Origin of the sequence: Streptococcus hillyeri, assembly GCF_041081565.1 — a bacterium.
GTDB classification, from domain to species: Bacteria; Bacillota; Bacilli; order Lactobacillales; family Streptococcaceae; genus Streptococcus; species Streptococcus hillyeri.
The window spans coordinates 656,806-676,891 of record NZ_CP163513.1; the positions used below are offsets into that span (position 1 = coordinate 656,806).

18 protein-coding genes are annotated in these 20,086 nt (G+C 40.3%); 13 read left to right on the forward strand and 5 right to left on the reverse strand.

Annotated elements, in window-relative coordinates:
- Positions 1-77: 77 nt before the first annotated feature.
- Together AB6M99_RS03245 and AB6M99_RS03250 are read right to left on the reverse strand one after the other, a co-directional pair.
- Positions 78-755: an NAD(P)H-dependent oxidoreductase gene (locus tag AB6M99_RS03245; RefSeq protein ID WP_121835965.1), complete on the reverse strand. Its 678-nt coding sequence runs from the start codon at positions 753-755 to the stop codon at positions 78-80.
- Complete coding sequence (locus AB6M99_RS03250) at positions 752-1,168, reverse strand: hypothetical protein (protein ID WP_121835964.1); 417 nt, start codon at positions 1,166-1,168, stop codon at positions 752-754. The genes AB6M99_RS03245 and AB6M99_RS03250 overlap by 4 nt, the downstream gene beginning before the upstream one ends.
- Before the next feature lie 106 nt (positions 1,169-1,274).
- Here AB6M99_RS03250 and queG point away from each other — a divergent pair, with 106 nt between their 5' ends.
- From queG to ftsX, 4 genes are all read left to right on the forward strand, one after another.
- Positions 1,275-2,396 (forward strand): tRNA epoxyqueuosine(34) reductase QueG, encoded by a 1,122-nt coding sequence (gene queG, locus AB6M99_RS03255; protein ID WP_121835963.1) that lies wholly within the window; start codon positions 1,275-1,277, stop codon positions 2,394-2,396.
- A gap of 48 nt (positions 2,397-2,444) precedes the next feature.
- A protein-coding gene (prfB, locus tag AB6M99_RS03260; protein ID WP_121835962.1) for a peptide chain release factor 2 occupies positions 2,445-3,540 on the forward strand; the annotation gives its coding sequence in 2 pieces (ribosomal slippage) (positions 2,445-2,516 and positions 2,518-3,540; 1,095 coding nt in all).
- A 215-nt stretch (positions 3,541-3,755) separates the two neighbouring features.
- Positions 3,756-4,448, forward strand: coding sequence for a cell division ATP-binding protein FtsE (gene ftsE / locus AB6M99_RS03265; RefSeq protein WP_121835961.1), 693 nt, complete (start codon positions 3,756-3,758; stop codon positions 4,446-4,448).
- Positions 4,441-5,370, forward strand: a complete 930-nt coding sequence (gene ftsX, locus AB6M99_RS03270; protein ID WP_121835960.1) for a permease-like cell division protein FtsX — start codon at positions 4,441-4,443, stop codon at positions 5,368-5,370. The genes ftsE and ftsX overlap by 8 nt, the downstream gene beginning before the upstream one ends.
- A gap of 39 nt (positions 5,371-5,409) precedes the next feature.
- On the opposite strand, the gene AB6M99_RS03275 is transcribed toward ftsX, so the two are convergent.
- Together AB6M99_RS03275 and AB6M99_RS03280 are read right to left on the reverse strand one after the other, a co-directional pair.
- Positions 5,410-6,129: an alpha/beta hydrolase gene (locus AB6M99_RS03275; RefSeq protein ID WP_121835959.1), complete on the reverse strand. Its 720-nt coding sequence runs from the start codon at positions 6,127-6,129 to the stop codon at positions 5,410-5,412.
- Positions 6,129-6,758, reverse strand: a complete 630-nt coding sequence (locus AB6M99_RS03280; RefSeq protein WP_121835958.1) for an MBL fold metallo-hydrolase — start codon at positions 6,756-6,758, stop codon at positions 6,129-6,131. The genes AB6M99_RS03275 and AB6M99_RS03280 overlap by 1 nt, the downstream gene beginning before the upstream one ends.
- A gap of 273 nt (positions 6,759-7,031) precedes the next feature.
- Here AB6M99_RS03280 and AB6M99_RS03285 point away from each other — a divergent pair, with 273 nt between their 5' ends.
- The 4 genes from AB6M99_RS03285 to AB6M99_RS03300 all read left to right on the forward strand — a co-directional run bounded on the left by AB6M99_RS03285 (position 7,032) and on the right by AB6M99_RS03300 (position 11,177).
- Positions 7,032-8,576 carry a peptide chain release factor 3 gene (locus tag AB6M99_RS03285; RefSeq protein ID WP_121835957.1) on the forward strand — a complete coding sequence of 515 codons (1,545 nt, stop codon included), beginning with the start codon at positions 7,032-7,034 and terminating at the stop codon, positions 8,574-8,576.
- A 108-nt stretch (positions 8,577-8,684) separates the two neighbouring features.
- The gene (locus AB6M99_RS03290; RefSeq protein WP_121835956.1) at positions 8,685-9,002 is read left to right on the forward strand and encodes a hypothetical protein; all 318 of its coding nucleotides are present in this window, start codon (positions 8,685-8,687) and stop codon (positions 9,000-9,002) included.
- A gap of 124 nt (positions 9,003-9,126) precedes the next feature.
- A complete protein-coding gene (locus AB6M99_RS03295; protein ID WP_121835955.1) occupies positions 9,127-9,507 on the forward strand; it encodes a PH domain-containing protein in 381 nt (126 codons plus the stop codon).
- Positions 9,508-9,659: 152 nt separating this feature from the next.
- Positions 9,660-11,177 (forward strand): flavocytochrome c, encoded by a 1,518-nt coding sequence (locus AB6M99_RS03300; protein ID WP_369351092.1) that lies wholly within the window; start codon positions 9,660-9,662, stop codon positions 11,175-11,177.
- Positions 11,178-11,912: 735 nt separating this feature from the next.
- Here the strand turns inward: AB6M99_RS03300 and AB6M99_RS03305 are convergent.
- Positions 11,913-12,866: an IS30 family transposase gene (locus AB6M99_RS03305; RefSeq protein ID WP_369351093.1), complete on the reverse strand. Its 954-nt coding sequence runs from the start codon at positions 12,864-12,866 to the stop codon at positions 11,913-11,915.
- Positions 12,867-13,086: 220 nt separating this feature from the next.
- Here AB6M99_RS03305 and AB6M99_RS03310 point away from each other — a divergent pair, with 220 nt between their 5' ends.
- The 5 genes from AB6M99_RS03310 to AB6M99_RS03330 all read left to right on the forward strand — a co-directional run bounded on the left by AB6M99_RS03310 (position 13,087) and on the right by AB6M99_RS03330 (position 19,995).
- The gene (locus tag AB6M99_RS03310; RefSeq protein WP_369351094.1) at positions 13,087-14,592 is read left to right on the forward strand and encodes a flavocytochrome c; all 1,506 of its coding nucleotides are present in this window, start codon (positions 13,087-13,089) and stop codon (positions 14,590-14,592) included.
- Positions 14,593-14,891: 299 nt separating this feature from the next.
- Positions 14,892-16,499 (forward strand): DEAD/DEAH box helicase, encoded by a 1,608-nt coding sequence (locus AB6M99_RS03315; protein ID WP_121836201.1) that lies wholly within the window; start codon positions 14,892-14,894, stop codon positions 16,497-16,499.
- A gap of 365 nt (positions 16,500-16,864) precedes the next feature.
- Entirely contained in the window at positions 16,865-18,109 is a 1,245-nt protein-coding gene (locus AB6M99_RS03320; RefSeq protein ID WP_369351095.1) for a diaminopimelate decarboxylase, read from the forward strand.
- Between the two features lie 151 nt (positions 18,110-18,260).
- Positions 18,261-19,607, forward strand: a complete 1,347-nt coding sequence (locus tag AB6M99_RS03325) for an MATE family efflux transporter (protein WP_369351096.1) — start codon at positions 18,261-18,263, stop codon at positions 19,605-19,607.
- 145 nt (positions 19,608-19,752) lie between these two features.
- The gene (locus AB6M99_RS03330; protein ID WP_121836204.1) at positions 19,753-19,995 is read left to right on the forward strand and encodes a YneF family protein; all 243 of its coding nucleotides are present in this window, start codon (positions 19,753-19,755) and stop codon (positions 19,993-19,995) included.
- The last annotated feature ends 91 nt before the right edge of the window (positions 19,996-20,086 follow it).

Sequence of the window (20,086 nt, forward strand, 5' to 3'; positions counted from 1 at the left end):
AATTTTGATTTTGAATGAGTATAATTTAATCAGGGGAGGTGCTAATTAAAAAACTAAATCATCATGTAATGACTGCTTTACTCCACCCAAGTGATAACTTCTTCACGTGGTTTGCGAGTGCGTGGGTGTTTTGGTTCTTTGAGGCGGTAACCGAAAGAGACCATGCTGGCGATGCCTTCGGTTTCTGGATTGATAAGACCTGCATTGTCTAAGATGGTATTGACCTTATCGTAATCAAATCCTTCAATTGGACAAGAATCAATGCCAAGACGAATGGCAGTGGTCATCATATTTCCCATAGCGATATAAGTCTGCTTAGCGGTCCAATCCCAAAGGGCACGCGCATCATCAGCAATCTTCATGTCACGCTCTTGAAAGGCTTGATAGAGTGGCAGACGGCTTTTCACACCTTCTTCGTCAAGGCCACGGCGGACGAGGCTTTGGTAAATAGCAGAGCTGTCATAGCGGGCATTTTTCTCAGCCAAGAGAAAAACGAAGTGACTAGCAGTATCTAGCTGAGGCTGGGCTCCCCAAGCAACTTCCTTGAGTGGTGGCTTGATACTTTCGAGCTTTCCGTTGCCATTGTTTTCTAAGACGATAAAGCGCCAGCCTTCTAAACCAACAGAGGATGGGCTGAGCCAAGCGGTGTCTAAAATCAGTTCCATATCTTCACGAGATACTTTCTGATCATTGTAAACACGGACTGCCATACGGCGGTCGAAATTGTCACGGATTTCTTGATGGATGGAAGTCATAGATTCTCCTTTTTGATAATGGTGATAGTAGGATGAGTGATGTAGACAATCATCAGAATGAGCATGTCTAAAATGACGAGAGATATTAGGAAATACTGATATTGTTCGATTATAGGAACTGAATATCTGAGAAAACTTATTAATGGGATGCCAAGAATTCCTAAGTAATAGAGAAGACGTAGAATAAGACCCAGTCTATTAGGTTTAATCACCAGATTGTCTCCGTTAACAACTTCAAGACTTGCTGCTTTTTGAAAGTCCTTTTTGATTTTGAGTTGGCAGTGAGATTGGGGCAATTGCAAGCTATGGATTTCGTTAGAAGCAATCGTACCGACCAGCTCTGAATCGAGATAAATTCTATAGGTCAACAAAGTATCAAACCAACCAGTTTTCCGTTCCAGTTGAATGGTCATATTCCTTACCTCCTTTACCATTATTATAACGCTTTCAGAAAGATTTGTCATGGTATAGCAACATATCTGACTTGTGTTCATTACAAACTTTGCGTAGAATAGCAGTATGAATATTAAGGCAGAAATTAAGCAGTTAGCTGCTGAGATTGGGATTTCAAAGATTGGGTTTACAACGGCAGATGATTTTGCCTACTTGGAAAAATCGCTGCGCCTCGGTGTCGAAGAAGGACGGACCACAGGTTTTGAACATAAAAATATCGACGAGCGTATTGATCCCAAATTATCCTTAGCGACAGCTAAGACCATTATCTCCATCGCTGTTGCCTATCCCAATAAATTGCCAGTTCAGCCCCCGAAAACAGACTACAAACGTGGCAAGATTACCCCAAACTCTTGGGGACTGGATTACCACTATGTGCTACAAGACAAGCTGAAACGTTTGGCAGAAGGCATTGAAAAACTCACCGAAAACTTTGAGTACAAGGGGATGGTGGATACAGGTGCGCTTGTGGATACAGCAGTAGCCAGACGGGCAGGAATCGGCTTTATTGGCAAAAATGGTTTGGTCATCTCCAAAGAATATGGCTCTTACATGTATCTGGGAGAGTTGATTACCAACCTTGAGATTGAGCCAGACAGTCCAGTCGATTACGACTGTGGAGACTGTACCCGTTGCTTGGAAGCCTGTCCTACTTCATGTTTGATTGGTGATGGCACCATGAATGCCAGACGTTGCCTGTCTTTTCAGACCCAAGACAAGGGCATGATGGATATGGAATTTCGCAAGAAAATTAAAACAGTCATCTACGGCTGTGACATTTGCCAGATTTGTTGTCCCTATAACAAGGGGATTGACAATCCTCTGGCTTCTGAAATTGACCCAGACTTGGCCCACCCAGAACTGGTGCCATTCCTTGAACTGTCGAATAAATCCTTTAAAGAGAAATTTGGCATGATTGCGGGCTCTTGGCGTGGGAAAAATATCTTGCAACGCAATGCCATTATCGCGCTAGCCAATGCCCACGATAGAAGTGCCGTGGTCAAGTTACTAGAAATCATCGATAAGAATAACAATCCCATTCATACCGCGACAGCCATCTGGGCTATCGGTGAGATTGTCAAAAAGCCTGATGAGGCGATACTTGACTTTATGAGCAGTCTTTCTCCGAAAGAGGAAGAGAGCCAGCAAGAATTAGCTTTGGTTTTGGAAAAATGGCAGAGCGCTTAATTTTGTGGTAAAATAGATAAGATTTAAGGAAAGAAATGGAGAACACCCATGGAAGTGGCTGAAATTCGCCAAAAAATAGTAGAAAATAAAGAGAAGTTGACTAGCTTCAGGAGGTCTCTTTGACCTGGATAGGTTAGAAGAAGAGATTGCCTTACTTGAAAATCGTATGACGGAGCCTGACTTTTGGAATGACAATATTGCGGCTCAAAAGACATCGCAAGAGTTAAACGAGCTTAAAAACACTTATGAGACTTTCCATAATATGGAAGAACTTTCTGATGAGACAGAACTCTATCTTGAGATGTTGGAAGAAGACGAGAGTGTTCATGATGATTTGGTTGAAACCCTTGAAAAGTTAGACGGCATCATGACCAGCTATGAAATGACCTTACTTTTGTCTGGACCATACGATCATAATAATGCGATTTTAGAAATTCACCCAGGTTCTGGAGGAACTGAGGCGCAAGACTGGGCAGATATGCTTCTGCGGATGTATACCCGTTATGGAAATGCCAAGGGCTTCAAAGTTGAAACGCTGGATTATCAAGCGGGAGATGAAGCTGGTATCAAGTCAGTTACCCTTTCATTTGAGGGGCCAAATGCGTATGGTCTTTTGAAATCAGAAATGGGTGTGCACCGTTTGGTACGTATTTCACCATTTGATTCAGCAAAACGTCGCCACACCTCATTTACCTCTGTTGAGGTCATGCCAGAGTTGGACGATACGATTGAAGTGGAAATCCGTGATGATGATATTAAAATGGATACCTTCCGTTCAGGTGGTGCCGGCGGTCAGAACGTCAATAAAGTTTCGACCGGTGTGCGTTTGACTCATATTCCGACAGGAATTGTTGTAGCGTCAACCGTTGACCGTACCCAATATGGTAACCGTGATCGTGCCATGAAAATGCTTCAAGCTAAGCTCTACCAAATGGAGCAAGAGAAAAAGGCAGAAGAAGTCAACGCCCTTAAAGGTGATAAACGTGAAATCACCTGGGGAAGTCAGATTCGTTCCTACGTTTTCACCCCATACACCATGGTCAAAGACCACCGCACAGGCTATGAAGTCGCTCAAGTTGATAAGGTCATGGATGGAGACATCGAAGGTTTTATGGACGCCTACCTTAAATGGTTGATTGACTAAAAGTTATAACAAAAATGACTTGAAGATATGGGATATTTCTCATAATGAAATGAGATTCGTTTCCTCAACATATGATTATTTAGTGAGTGTCTATTGTCATTGTCTTTTATAAAGATTATGGTAAAATAGTTGCCACCTCCATCCCATTCTCAAGTGAGTTTTAAAAATTAAAATGAGTGAAAGGAAAGAGTTGTCAAAACTCTTGAATAAATGAAATGCCATTGATTGAATTACGCGATGTTACCAAAAAGTATCATCGTTCAACGACTGCTCTTCGTGAGGTTACAGTCAATGTAGACCAAGGTGAGTTTGTTTACATCGTCGGTCCGTCAGGAGCCGGTAAATCATCTTTTATTAAACTGCTTTATCGTGAAGAAAAAGCGACATCTGGAAGTATCAAGGTTGGAGAATTTAATTTAACCAAACTTCGTCAGAAAGATGTGCCTCTTTTGCGACGTTCTATTGGTGTTGTGTTCCAAGACTACAAATTACTTCCTCGTAAAACAGTCTTTGAAAATGTTGCTTATGCGATGGAAGTTATCGGAGAAAAGCCTCGTAATATCAAAAAACGTGTGCCTGAAGTCCTTGACTTGGTGGGGTTGAAACACAAAATGCGTTCATTCCCAACTCAGCTTTCTGGTGGTGAGCAGCAGCGTGTTGCCATTGCTAGGGCCTTGGTTAATAATCCAAAACTTCTTATTGCCGATGAGCCAACTGGGAATCTTGACCCAGAAAATTCATGGGAAATCATGAACCTTTTAGAGCGTATCAATTTGCAAGGGACGACTGTTTTGATGGCCACTCACAATAGCCAAATCGTTAATACCCTTCGCCACCGTGTTATCGCTATCGAAGGTGGACGCGTGGTTCGTGACGAAGAGAAAGGAGACTACGGATACGATGATTAGACGATTTTTCCGCCATATGTGGGAGGCAATTAAAAACCTGAAACGTAATGGCCTTATGACGGTTGCTTCTGTCTTTTCGGTAACAGTAACCTTGACTCTAGTTGGGATTTTTGCTGCCGTGCTTTTTAATACGGAAAAGCTGGCGCGTGGTATTGAAGAAAATATCCAAATTAACGTCTTCCTTCAAGTTGATACTTATGATCAAGAACAAGAAGTGAAAAATGATGTTGGCGAGATGGTTCCAAATGAAAATTATCAAGCTGTTCAAAAAGCTATTGAGGCTATTGATGGTGTTGGTACCGTTACGTTCTCAAGCAAAGAGCAGGAGCTCAAGAAACTGCAGGAACGTATGGGAAATGCTTGGAAAATGCTTGATGGTGATGCTAACCCATTATTTGATGTTTATGTTGTCCAAACCACATCTCCAAAAGAAGTTGCTTCAGTAACTGAGAAAATTAGTGAAATCAAAGGTGTTGACCGTGCAGACTATGGTAAGGCTGATACGGAAAAAATCTTTAAAATGGCAGCCTTCATTCGAGTTTGGGGATTTGGCGCTATTGCCTTACTTGCTTTCGTAGCCCTCTTTATGATTTCCAATACCATTCGTATCACCATTATTTCACGTCGTCATGAGATTCAAATTATGCGCTTGGTAGGTGCCAAAAATTCATACATCCGTGGACCATTTTTTATGGAAGGTGCCTGGGTTGGATTTTTAGGGGCAATTATACCATCTGTTATCCTTTATTTGGGTTATCAATATGCTTATAATGCGTTTCAGAAAAACTTATCCATTGAACATTTATCAATGTACGCCCCTAATCCATACAGTTACTATGCTATCGCAGCCTTGTTTGTAGTGGGAATTCTAGTGGGATCGTTAGGATCAGTTCTTTCAATTCGCCGTTATCTTAAAGTGTAATGAGAATAAAGAAAAAAAGCCTTTCCGATTGGAAGGCTTTTAGTTATTTTGGATGAAAGCATCGATGGCATCACCGACTTTAGAAATTTGTTTAGAGGAGGAAATGGTAGCGTAACCGTCTCCTTTTTGTTTACCATAATCTCCAAATCCAGCATGGTTACCGCCAGAAATAGTCAGATAGGTAGTATCAGGGGGAAGTAACTCTTGTGCTTCTCGGTAGTTTTTTGAGTTTAAAACCTTATCATGCTCGGATGTGATGGATAGAACGGATAGGTCCAGACGAGATAGATCAGTATTTTCACTTGGATAGCTTGCTAGGAGGATGAGTCCCTCAATTTGTTTACTTTTCTTAGCATCAAGACTAGCTACGACACCTCCCATTGAATGTCCCGCAAGATAAATGGGACCTTGTTTGATATTTGGGAGTAGCGTGAGTGCTTTTTGATGAGAGAGAATTGGCAAGTTCAAAAAACTGTCTAAAAGATAGACGTCGTAGCCCTTCTGTGTGAGAAGGACAGCCATTTCAGCGTAGCTAGAAGCTTCTACAAAGGCCCCTTGATAGAAGATGATGGTAGCCTTAGTTTTATCAGGACTTTCAAAAAAGAGAAAGTCGGCTGTTTCTTTTTGAGCTTTCTTTGAAAAAGCTAGCGCTTGTTCAGTTGGTTGGTAGGTGTTTTGGCTAATATAAAGAAATACTAGACTCGAAATAGTGAGAAAACTCACTAAACTTATTAACAAAAAGTTAGCAATTTTTTTCATCATCTCAAAAATGGGTTAAAGGTCTTTTCGTGACCGATGGTTGTATTAAAACCATGACCTGGATGAACATCGTATCGACTTGGGAGGGTCAGTAATTGAGTCTTGATACTGTTAATCAAGGTATCAAAGTCACCTGTTGGTAAGTCAGTTCTTCCAATCGTTTCTTTAAAGAGAGCATCCCCTGAAAAAACGAGATTTTCCTCATCAAAGACAAGGGATACACTGCCATGAGAATGCCCAGGTGTTGGTAAGACTCGGAACTTAAATCCTGAAAGGTTATAAGCTCTGCCATTTTCAAAAAGAACATCAGCAGGAGATATGATAACATCTCCCAAATCAGGATGTCTAGCAGAACCATTGAGTGCAGGATTTCCTAACCAATCCGCTTCGAGTGGATGCACATAGACAGGAGGATGGTTAAACTTATCCCTTATGGCATCAACGCTGATGATATGGTCATAGTGTGTGTGGGTCAATAGAATAGCAGCAATAGGTTTATTGATGTGGTCAATCTCTTGAAGAAGTCCTTGAGTATCGCTTCCTGGATCAATGACAAGGAGGGCCTCATCATTTGATACCAAATATGTATTTTCCCCAGCAACAGGGTTTAAGTGCTTTTTAATTTTCATGGTTTTAGTTTACGCCAAATGAGAAAGGAAATCAAGTTATAGGTTACAAGGGAGGTATGCAGTATCAGCTAATGAGAAGTTTTTGTAACAGAGAAAATTTTCTTTCGGATTGAAATAAGCCCACTTTTTAGCTATAATATTAGGAGTTATCATGTTAATGACGCCTTTTTGTGCGCCTAAAAGAAAGAAAACCAATGTAGAATGTAGAAAAACTATCTGAACAAATAATAGTGTAGCTTTGCTATGTCATAATGAAATAGAAGTGAGAGAAAAATGACTTTACAAGACGAAATTAAGAAACGCCGTACCTTTGCCATCATTTCCCACCCAGACGCGGGTAAAACAACCATTACCGAGCAATTGCTCTACTTTGGTGGAGAGATTCGTGAGGCTGGTACCGTTAAGGGAAAGAAAACAGGAAACTTTGCAAAATCTGACTGGATGGATATTGAGAAACAACGTGGTATCTCTGTTACTTCATCTGTGATGCAGTTTGACTATGCTGGTAAACGTGTGAATATCTTGGACACCCCAGGGCACGAGGACTTCTCAGAGGATACTTACCGTACCTTGATGGCGGTGGATGCTGCTGTTATGGTTGTTGACTCAGCTAAAGGTATTGAGGCACAGACCAAAAAACTCTTTGAGGTTGTGAAACACCGTAACATTCCAGTTTTCACCTTCATTAACAAATTAGACCGTGATGGTCGTGAGCCACTTGATTTGCTTGAAGAATTAGAAGAAGTGCTTGGTATTGCTTCTTATCCGATGAACTGGCCGATCGGTATGGGGAAATCTTTTGAAGGCCTTTATGATTTGCATAATCAGCGTCTAGAACTCTACAAAGGTGATGAGCGTTTTGCAGACTTGTCAGACGGTGATCAACTCTTTGCGAACAACCCTTTCTATGAGCAAGTGAAAGAAGATATTGAATTGCTCGCTGAAGCTGGAAATAAATTTTCTGAGCAGGCTATTCTTGATGGTGATTTGACACCAGTTTTCTTTGGTTCAGCCCTTACGAATTTTGGAGTACAAACCTTCCTTGATACTTTCTTAGAATTTGCACCAGAACCTCACGGTCATAAAACTACAGAGGGAGAAGTGATTGACCCGCTCAACAAAGACTTCTCAGGCTTTGTCTTCAAAATCCAAGCCAATATGGACCCTCGTCACCGTGACCGTATTGCCTTTGTGCGCGTGGTATCTGGTGAATTTGAGCGTGGTATGGCCGTTAACCTACCTCGTACAGGAAAAGGGGCGAAGCTCTCAAACGTTACTCAGTTTATGGCAGAATCACGTGAAAATGTTGAAAATGCTGTCGCTGGAGACATTATTGGTGTCTATGATACGGGAACCTATCAAGTTGGTGATACCTTGACCGTTGGGAAAAATAAATTTGAATTTGAACCCCTACCAACCTTTACACCAGAAATTTTCATGAAAGTTGCAGCCAAGAACGTCATGAAACAAAAATCCTTCCACAAGGGAATTGAGCAATTGGTGCAAGAAGGAGCTATCCAGCTTTATAAAAACTACCAAACAGGTGAGTACATGCTTGGCGCGGTTGGTCAACTCCAATTTGAAGTTTTTAAACACCGCATGGAAGGTGAGTACAATGCCGAAGTCGTGATGACCCCAATGGGTAAAAAGACGGTACGTTGGATTAAGCCAGAGGACCTTGATGAGCGCATGAGTTCAAGTCGTAACATTTTGGCAAAAGACCGCTTTGATCAGCCTGTATTCCTCTTTGAAAACGATTTTGCCCTCCGTTGGTTTGCGGACAAGTACCCAGATGTGGAACTAGAAGAGAAGATGTAATGATGTAAAAAGCTGATGTGAGTCAGCTTTTTTCTTAGCTAAAAATGTAATCGTTTGCATTTTTTTCCAAATATGATATACTTGAGTCAAAAGTTGAGGAGGTATCCAATGTTTCCGATTTCTGAACCACTATCAAACCATTTCTTGTTGTCGCTGATTCCCCTAGTGCCAGGACTACTAGCCCTACGCTACCTCCCTTGGAACAGGATTTCAGATGTGACGATCACGATGAACAGTAACGCATTGACACTAAAGAGAGAGAATTTAGTAACGAGTGCTAAAATGATTTTAGCCATTTTTACTGTAGTGATGAGTTTTTCCCTATTTTCGCCAGGTCTTAGCCAAGGTCAGGGGTGGCTACGCTTTGTGTATTTAGGTGTAGCTCTATTAAGTGTAGGTCTTCATTTAAAAAAGGCTGTTGACTGATTTAGTGCCTACAATTTCAAAAGTATCTGATCATTTGAGAGGATGCTTTTATTTTTTCTGTTAAATTATGATATAATATAGAAAACGCTTTTAAAATATAGAAGTGGAAAGAGAGTGTGTTAAAATGGGAATTTTTTCTGGAATGATTGGCAATGCTTCGCAAAAAGATAACGATAAGGTTGAACGACAGCTGGAGGATATTTTGATTCCAGGGGAGCAGGTTACTTTGGCTTACTCCTTGGTTCGCGACTTGATTGTTTTTACTGAGAAACGCTTGATTTTGGTAGACAAGCAGGGCGTGACAGGGAAGAAAACGTCTTATAAGTCTATTCCCTACCGTTCGATTTCACGTTTTACAGTTGAAACATCAGGGCATTTTGATTTGGATGCGGAGCTAAAAATTTGGATTTCATCTGCTGTTGAACCTGCAGAGGTTTTACAATTTAAGAGTGACCGTAATGTTGTGGAAATTCAACAAGCCTTAGCAGAAGCTGTACTGAGATAAGTAAAATCTATTATTAGAGCAACTCTAAGTTGTTCTTTTTTTGTTTTTTTTAGAAAAGTTTGTGAAAAATGTCTAAAATAATCTTGTTAAAAGTTGTGAAAAATAATACAATGTAAGTGTATTCATCTATAAAAATAAGAAAGGAGATTTAGATGAAAAAGAAATATTGGCTAGGCTTTATCATGAGCCTGTTAGCTGCCTTGTTTTTAGTAGCTTGTGGAGGTAAGTCTGAAAAGGCTGCGGAGACAACAACAGAAGCTAAAAAAGAAGAAGTGGTTTCAGGTGCATCTGCTAAAGAATACACTAATCCTAAAGAATTAAAAGACAGCTATGATGTTGTGGTTATCGGTTCAGGTGGTGCTGGAATGTCTGCGGCCATCGCTGCCAAACAAGGTGGCGCAAGCGTTGCTATTTTTGAAAAAATGCCTGTTATCGGGGGAAATACCTCTAAATCTTCTGGAGGAATGAACGCTTCTGAAACCAAGTTCCAAAAAGAACAAAATATCGATGATACAAATGATCTTTTCTATGAAGAAAGTTTGAAAGGTGGTAAAGGTACCAACGATCCAGAATTGCTTCGTTACATGGTTGATAACTCAGCAGAAGCTATTGACTGGTTGGATAGCATTGGGATTACACTAAGCGATATCAGTTTCTCAGGAGGTTTCTCAAAAGCACGTATTCACCGTCCAGCAGATGGATCAGCAGTAGGTGGCTACCTTGTTAATGGTCTTTACAATAACTTGGTGGAAAATAAGATTCCAATCTTTGTAAATGCAGATGTTACAGAAATCATTGAAAAAGATGGTGCTGCGGCAGGTATCAAGGTCACTGTTGAAGGTAAAGACAAAACAATCTCAGCTAAAGCAGTTGTAGACGCCGCTGGTGGTTTTGGTGCTAACATGGACATGATTACAGGCTTGAAGTCTGAATTGAAGGGCTATGTGACAACTAACCACGAAGGAGCAACTGGTGATGGTATTGAACTTGCTAAAAAATTGGGCGCAGCAACTGTTCAATTAGAGCAAATTCAAATTCACCCAACCGTTTACCAAGAAGAAGGAAAAGAACCATTCCTCGTTTCCGAGGCTATTCGTGGTGAAGGTGCTATTCTTGTCAACGCTCAAGGGAAACGTTTCTACACTGAAATGGAAACACGTGATAACGTTTCTGCTGCAATCAACAAACTTCCAGAACAATATGCTTATGTTGTCTTTGACCAAGGACTTCGTGAACATTCAAAATCAATTGACACTTACGAAGAAAAAGGGATGACTGTCAAAGCTGAAACTGTTGAAGAATTAGCTAAAGCTATCGGTGTTGATGCCGCTAACTTGAAAACAACAGTTGAAAACTGGAACAAATACGTTGCAGACAAAAACGACCCAGAATTTGGTCGTAAAACAGGTATGGACCGTGATATGTCTAAAGCGCCATACTATGCAATCAAAGTCTCACCAGGTATTCACCACACAATGGGTGGTTTGAAAATCAATACAAACACTGAAGTATTGAAAGAAGATGGCAAAGCTATTCCAGGTCTTTATGCCGCAGGTGAAGTAACAGGTGGTGTGCATGGTAATAACCGTATGGGTGGTAATGCCGTGGCAGATATCGTTATCTTTGGTCGCCAGGCAGGTACAAAAGCAGCAGAATTTGCTAAAAAGTAATAATGTCTTCTCTTGACGAGATGTCATTATAAATACTATTAAATAAAGCCCTTGCTAGTTCCTAGTGAGGGTTTTACGATAGCCAAATAGAACGAAATTTTATACTTCATCCAAAATTAAAAATAGCAGTTTAAGTCAAATTAAGAACCAATAAATGGCTTGATTTACCAGAGCTTCTTTCGCCATGGAGGTATTCTTATTAGTGAAACTGTCCAGTGGACAGTTTTAGCCTGAGCTTAGAAATCAAAAAGCGAGGGGAATTTGTTTGATAAGAACGGATTTTTGGGAGAACTACAGAAATTGAAAATCAATTTCGTAGTAGTTCCCCCGAAAGGATGATTAGGTTGGACGCTGTCGAGTCATCAACAAGTACAGCCAATCATCTACCGCGATAGAGATAGGCTCAAATCTAGCAATGAAACTCCGTAGGAGGTTTTGACGCTGAATTCTTCAGCTTTATTTCCTACCTCAAAAGTTTCCCCAAACCTTATCGACTGTGACGAACTCTGTTCGTCTTATTTCCCACCTCCAAAGGTCTCCCAGACCTTTGGAGCGTCCGCACTTTTAAGAAAGAAACAAAAAAGTAATTTTTGATTTTTGCTAAGTATTAGCTATGAAATCTTATTTTCCACTACAAAAGTTTGTCTAAATATTATGATATTCGCCCTTGCTAAGAAGGTAGTGAGGAACACTTGATAGGCTAGTTTGAGATAAATGCCAAATTTCAAGTTCAAGTTAGGCAGTCTGTAAAAACTCTATAGGAGATTTATAATTGAATAGTTTCTTTGGATAGTTGTTAATCCAGTTTTCAATAAATGCGACTTGTTGTTGATTCGCATTTTTGCTTCCCTTAGGCAACCAACGCCGGATGAGTCTATTATGATTCTCATTAGTCCCACGCTCCCAAGAAGAATACGGGTGGGCATAGTAGATATGAGCAGGGTCAAAAACTTCTGCTAAACGACTGAACTCAGCCCCGTTATCAGCTGTGATAGAGTTCATTTGATAATCCTTGAGGATTGCTTTCAGAGCTTGATTGACTGAAGACGCGGACTTATCGGGAATGAGTCGAATGATTTGATAACGACTCTTTCTATCGGTTAGTGTCAACAGACACTCGTTTTTTGCCCGTGTTTGAATAACCGTATCAATTTCAAAATCACCGATATTCTCACGCTTATTAATGCTTTCTGGTCGTTCCTCAATAGACTTTCCAGCTGGCTTAAAATTGGGACTAGCATGCTTTTTCTTAGCTTTCTCTTGTCGAGGATAAAGCATATCAGCCTTGGTCAATCCTAAGTGTCCATGATGAATCCAGTAGTAAATGGTGGAGATGGGAACAGGTATCCCTTTTGACTTTACCATCATCTCGGGAGAATATTTCTGTTCGATGTAGTGAGTTATCTTTTCTTTGAGTCCCTTGGTTAGGGAGAGCTGTTTAACAGAACGTTTACGATTGTTTTGATAGGCTTTTTGAGCGAAATCAGCTGAGTAGATCACTTCAAATTTTCCTTTACGCACTTGTTGTCTAACCTGACCACGTTTGACTTCGTTGTGAATGGTTTGAGGAGCTTTAGCTAATCTCCTAGCGATTTCACGATTTGAGAGCCCTTCTTGAAGCCAACGTTCAATCATTCTACGTTCAGTTAGTGTCAAATGTTTACTTTTTGGTGTATAATAGTTTTGCATCTCAGAATCTTTCTAATTGTTGTTGTGGTGATTACAATTATATCTCTCTGAGATGTTTTTTGATACCCTTAGGTGGCTAACTTCATTTTAGAACTTTCCGTTTGAGATAAATGTGAAAAAATTAACAGAAAGTTACTGAAAAGGGTTTTAAAGACTGATATTTTAGAGTATAATAGATTTGTAAGTTTCATCACAAAGTTTTGAAAGGAGTCTATATTTGATGAAAAAGAAACTTGTTCTAGGCTTTTTCCTAAGCCTATTTGCTATGGTTTTAGTTGCTTGTGGCGGTTCAAAAACTGCTAAAGAAACAGAAACAACAACTGAAGCTAAAAAAGAGGAAGTCGTTTCTGGTGCTTCCGAAAAATCTTACACTGATCCAAAAGAATTGAAAGATAGCTATGATGTCGTGGTTATCGGTTCAGGTGGTGCTGGTATGGCGGCAGCAATTTCAGCTAAAGATGCTGGTGCAGATGTTGCTATCTTGGAAAAAATGCCAGTTATCGGTGGTAACACTTCAAAATCATCTGCTGGTATGAACGCTTCTGAGACAAAATTCCAAAAAGCACAAGGTATTGAAGATAAAAACGACCTTTTCTATGAAGAAACACTTAAAGGTGGTAAAGGGACAAATGATCCAGAGTTGCTTCGATACTTTGTTGATAACTCAGCCTCAGCCATTGACTGGCTTGATAGCATGGGAATTACCCTTGATAATATCACAACAACTGGTGGTATGAGTGTGACACGTACGCACCGTCCGACAGATGGTTCAGCTGTAGGTCGTTACCTTGTTGATGGTTTATATGCTAATGTCACTGAACGTAAAATCCCAACATTTGTCAATGCTGATGTGACAGAATTGACAGATAAAGACGGTTCAGTAACTGGTGTTAAAGTTAAAATTGCTGGTAAAGAAAAAACAGTATCTGCTAAATCAGTTGTTTTAGCAACAGGTGGTTTCGGTGCTAACATGGACATGGTTACAAAATTCAAACCAGAATTAAAAGGCTATGTGTCAACAAACCAAGAAGGGTCAACAGGTGATGGTATTGCGCTTGCAGAATCTGAAGGTGCAGCCACTGTTGATTTGGATCAAATTCAAATTCACCCATCAGTAGAACAAAAAACAGCATATCTTATCACTGAAGCTGTTCGTGGTGAAGGTGCTATTCTTGTAAACTCAAAAGGTGAGCGCTTTGTTAATGAATTAGAAACACGTGATAACGTTTCTGCAGCGATTAATGGACTCGATCCGAACTACGCTTATGTTGTCTTTGATAATGCCCTTCGTGGACGTGTAAAAGCGATCAACCAATATGTTGAAAAAGGTCTTGTTGTGGAAGCAAAAACAATCGAAGATTTAGCGAAAGCTATTGACATTGACGGAGCTACTCTAAAAACAACTCTTGACACTTGGAATAAAGCGGTCGCTGATAAATCAGATACAGCTTTTGGACGCAAGACTGGTATGGACAATGCGCTTTCAGAAGCACCATATTACGCAATCAAAGTATCACCAGGTATTCACCACACAATGGGTGGTTTGAAAATCAATACTAATACAGAAGTCTTAAATAAAGAAGGAAAAGCTATTCTAGGTCTCTATGCCGCTGGTGAAGTAACAGGTGGTATTCACGGACAAAACCGTATCGGTGGTAATGCCGTAGCTGATATCATCATCTTCGGTCGCCAAGCAGGTAACCAATCTGCAGCACATGCTAAATAGTTTGCATTAAGAGCTAGAAAGTCAAATTTTTAGCTCTTTTTAAATTGTAGAAAAAAGTGGGGAAACAGAGAAACGATACCAATTGAATCCTTTATATCAAGTGAAAGAAAGTCTAACGATTATTATTTTTGATGTGAAAACGTGTTTATGAAAAAAATATGGCACTTTCCTATCATTTTAGAAGTGATTGTGTTACACTAGATAAGTTGTTAATCAAAACGACAAACCGTGCAGAGTTGGTCTGCACAAAATAAGTGATATAAGACGGCTTCGCACCGTTTTTTAGAAAAGAGAAACAATTGAAATTTACTGAATTAAACTTATCTGCTGATATTCAATCAGCTGTTGTTACTGCTGGTTTTGAAACCCCATCTCCAATCCAAGAGTTGACCATTCCACTCGCTCTTGAAGGAAAAGATGTCATTGGTCAAGCCCAAACGGGAACTGGTAAGACAGCTGCTTTTGGTTTACCAACCTTAAATAAAATTCGCACAGCAGAAAACACTATTCAAGCGCTCGTTATTGCCCCAACACGTGAGTTGGCTGTTCAATCTCAAGAAGAACTCTTCCGATTTGGACGTGATAAAGGTGTCAAAGTGCGTTCTGTTTACGGCGGCTCAAGTATTGAGAAGCAAATTAAAGCCCTCAAATCAGGCGCTCACATCGTTGTAGGAACACCAGGGCGTTTACTTGACTTGATTAAGCGCAAAGCTTTAAAATTGCAAGATGTTGAGACGTTGATTCTTGATGAGGCTGATGAAATGTTGAACATGGGCTTCTTGGAAGATATTGAGGCGATTATTAGCCGTGTTCCAGAAGAACGTCAAACCCTGCTATTTTCAGCAACAATGCCAGAGCCAATCAAACAAATTGGGATTAAGTTCATGAAAAATCCTGAGCACGTTAAAATCAAGGCTAAAGAATTGACTAATGTTAATGTGGATCAGTATTATGTTCGTGTGAAAGAGCAAGAAAAATTTGATACCATGACACGTCTGATGGACGTTGATCAACCTGAGCTATCAATTGTGTTTGGTCGTACAAAACGCCGTGTTGATGAATTGACACGTGGTTTGAAATTACGTGGTTTCCGTGCAGAAGGTATTCACGGTGACCTTGATCAAAATAAACGTCTGCGTGTTATTCGTGACTTTAAAAACGATCAGATTGATATCTTAGTAGCAACAGACGTAGCAGCGCGTGGTTTGGACATTTCAGGTGTTACACACGTTTACAACTACGATATCCCACAAGATCCAGAAAGTTATGTTCACCGTATCGGACGTACAGGCCGTGCGGGTAAATCTGGTCAATCAATTACTTTTGTCTCACCAAATGAGATGGGTTACTTGGCTATCATTGAAAACTTAACGAAAAAGCGCATGACTGGTTTGAAACCAGCGACAGCAGAAGAGGCTTTCCAAGCTAAGAAAAAAGTAGCTCTTAAGAAAATCGAACGTGACTTCGCTGACGAGAATATCCGTGCAAACTTTGAAAAATTCAAAGGTGATGCGGTTAAGTTGGCACAAAAATTTACACCAGAGGAATTGGCGCTTTACATCCTTAGCTTAACGGTACAAGACCCAGATACCATGCCTGAAGTTGAGATTGCACGTGAAAAACCATTACCATTTAAATATGTTGGTGGTGGTCACGGCAATAAAAATTCTGGTAAAAATGGTCGTGGAAATCGTAATCGCAATGGTCGTGATAATGACCGTCGCGGAGGACACGATCGCCGTCGTGATGACCGTGATGACTACCGTGGTGGGAAACGCCGTGAACGTCGTGATACCCATGATGGCAACGGACGTAGCGATTTCAAAGGTAAATCACGCCGTAATAATGAGTACAAGAAATCATCTAAATCAAACAATGGCTTTACCATTAGACATAAAGGTGAATAATCTGGATAAGAGTGGTATAAATGCTCTGTTCTCCTAGAGAAACTCATTGATTGGAAAGATAAGACATTAAAAAAGGTAATAAAGACTTTGTGACAAACAAGGTGTTTATTACCTTTTAGTGTTACTCATATAAAAAAGCATCGGAGAATGAATTAAAATGAGGATACCAATTAAATGGAATGATACAAAATAATGCCATCAGTTAACCCTTTTCTTTCACTCTATTTCTAATCAAGTGACGATAGTAACCAACATAGCGTAGCGATTGCTCAAGTAAAAAATAAACTTCTTTTTAAGGTTCCACTAGCCATAAGAGATGTTTCGTGATACAATAGTCATAATATTTTGAAAATTCGAGGAAAAAAATGAAGATTCCCTTTATTTCAGCGACTGAATTAGATAAAATCACAGAAAACTTTCCAACTCCTTTTCATCTTTATGATGAAAAAGGCATTCGTGAAAAGGCGCGTGCCTTGAATAAGGCCTTTTCTTGGAACAAAGGATTTAAGGAATATTTTGCGGTCAAGGCGACTCCAACACCAGCTATTCTCAAGATTTTACAAGAGGAAAATTGTGGAGTGGATTGTGCAACAGGTGTTGAGCTCTTGATGAGCCATAAAATGGGCTTTACCGATATCATGTTCTCATCAAATAATACACCTGCAAGTGAGTATGCTTATGCCAAAGAAATTGGTGCAACCATTAACCTTGACGCCTACGAAATGATTGACTTTGTTAAGGAAACGGTCGGTCTGCCAGAAACTGTCTCTCTTCGTTACAATCCTGGTGGTGTGTTTACGCTTGGAACAGATATCATGGACAACCCAGAAGAGTCTAAGTTCGGGATGACCCACGCTCAGCTCATTCAAGGATTTAAAGACTTGAAAGCTGCTGGTGTTAAAACCTTTGGCATCCATTCTTTCTTGGCTTCAAACACAGTAACCAACGATTACTATCCAGTTTTGGCGAAGCAGTTGTTTGAGCTAGCGGTTGAGATTAAGCATGAGGTTGGCATTAATCTTGATTTTATCAATCTCTCAGGTGGTATTGGTGTCAACTATCGTCCAGAAGAAATGCCAAATGACATTGCTGTGATTGGTGACGGCGTTCGCCGTGTTTACGAAGAGGTCTTGGTTCCTGAGGACCTAGGTGAGGTCAAAATCTTCACAGAGCTAGGCCGTTTTATGCTTGCCCCTCATGGTCTTTTGGTGACAAAAGCGGTGCACCGTAAGAAAACCTACCGAGACTATGTGGGTGTTGACGCCTCAGCTGTGAATTTGCTGCGCCCTGCAATGTATGGCTCTTACCATCACATTACCAATATGACCAATCCTAATGGTAAACTTGAAACCGTTGATGTGGTCGGTTCTCTCTGTGAAAACAACGATAAATTTGCCAAACAACGTGAATTGCCAGAGGTTCGTGTGGGAGACACACTAGTGATTCACGACACGGGAGCCCACGGTTTCTCAATGGGGTATCAATACAATGCCAGATTACGCTCAGCAGAAATTCTCTATCAAGAAGATGGAACAGCGAGACTGATTCGCCGTGCGGAAACCCCAGAAGATTACTTTGCCACTCTTTATGGATTCGATTTCGAGAAATGACTTTAAAACCGCGTGTTAACGTGGTTTTTATACGTACAGGATAGCTTATACTTACTCTAAGGACGAAAGGAAAGTTCAATTTTAGTTATTACGAAGATTGAATAAGAGACAATCGTTAGAAGCGTAATGATTATCTCTTGGTGCATAAATTATGAAACATTCAGGTCTTGATTTGACCAAAGGTTCTGTGTTAAAAGTCATTTTAGCCTTCGCTTGGCCGATTATGATTTCTAATATTTTTCAACAACTCTACAACACCGCTGATACGATGATTGTGGGAAACTTTTTAGGTGAAAATGCCCTAGCGGCTGTAGGGTCAACCGCTTCAGTTTTTGAATTGATTGTGGGATTTACCATCGGAATTACAAATGGTATGGGAATCGTCATTGCTCGCTATTTCGGTGCTAAAGATGAAGAAATGCTCAAAAAATCAGTAGCAGTAGCTGTAACGATATCCCTAGGGGTGTCACTTGTTTTCACCCTTGTTGGTTGGTTTGGTTTACTACCCCTATTGAAATTGTTAGGAACACCTGAGAACATTCTTAATCAAGCTTTCAGCTATATTATCCTTATTTTATCTGGGTTAGTTATCACGGTTTCCTATAATCTTGGAGCGGCCCTCTTACGTGCGATTGGAGATAGTTTGACAGCTCTCTATATCTTGGTTTTTTCTGCCCTTCTTAACATTGGTTTAGACTTGCTTTTTGTTGGGCAATTTCAATTGGGAATCCGTGGGGCAGGGGTTGCAACCTTGATTGCGCAAGCTTTGTCAACAATTCTTTGTTGGGGCTACATTTATCAGAAACGCAGAGTGCTGATTCCTGAAAAGAGGCATTTTGAAGTGGATAAAACCCTCTATAGGGATATGTTGGGTCAAGGTTTGTCAATGGGCTTAATGTTTTCAATCGTATCCATTGGAACGGTCATCTTGCAAACGGCAATTAATGGTTTCGGGGTTTATATTATAGGAGCTCAGGTAACTGCGCGTCGTATTCAAGCTTTCTTTATCATGCCAATGACAGCAACGGCATCTGCTATGGCGACCTTTGCGTCACAAAATCTGGGTGCCAAGCAGTATGACAGAATTAGAAAAGGTGTTAAAAGAGCCTCAGTCCTTGTTGTTATCTGGGCAGTTTTTGCCTTTTTAGTTCTGTATGTTGCGGGTGAATCTTTAACCACCTTAATTTCTGGGTCAAGACAGGTGGAACTGCTATCAGCTTCTCAGCTTTATCTTCGATTGACTACGCCATTTTACCCAATACTTGGTCTGCTATTTATCTTGAGAAATAGTTTGCAGGGCCTAGGTTTAAAGAGGTTGCCCTTGATTTCTAGTTTCATTGAGCTATTTGGGAAAATTCTGTTTGTGGTGGTCATCATTCCTCGTTTAGGGTATTTAGGTGTTATTCTCTGTGAACCGCTCCTTTGGGTGCCAATGGCTGCGCAGCTTTATTTTGCCTATCGTAAGAAAAAAGAAGAACTGCAGCTGTTGCAAGCCTAGCTTAACCTTAAAGGGACAGTCATCTGATAGCTCTTGGGGAAAAATGGAATTGGTATCCGATGAGAACGACTTTTTCTCATTGTCATTTGACATGGAAAATGTTATAATAATCCAGTAAAAACATTTAGAGAGAATAGGAATTATCATGAGTACATTTCTTTGGATTTTATTAGTCATTGTTGCCTTTGTGGGCGGATTGTTTGCAGGTGCTTACATCCTACGTAAGCAAGTTGAAAAAGAATTTGCTGAAAATCCACGTTTAGATGTCAATGCTGTTCGTGAAATGATGAGCCAAATGGGACAAAAACCAAGTGAGGCTAAAGTTCAACAAGCCTACCGTAACATCATCAAACACTCAAAAGCAGCAGTAAGCAACAAGAAAAAATAAAGGATAGGGAGTGGGAAAGTATTCCCGTTCCCTTTCTTTGCTTATAAAAGAGTGTTTAGCTAAGTTATAAGGCCATTAGAAACTGTAGCAC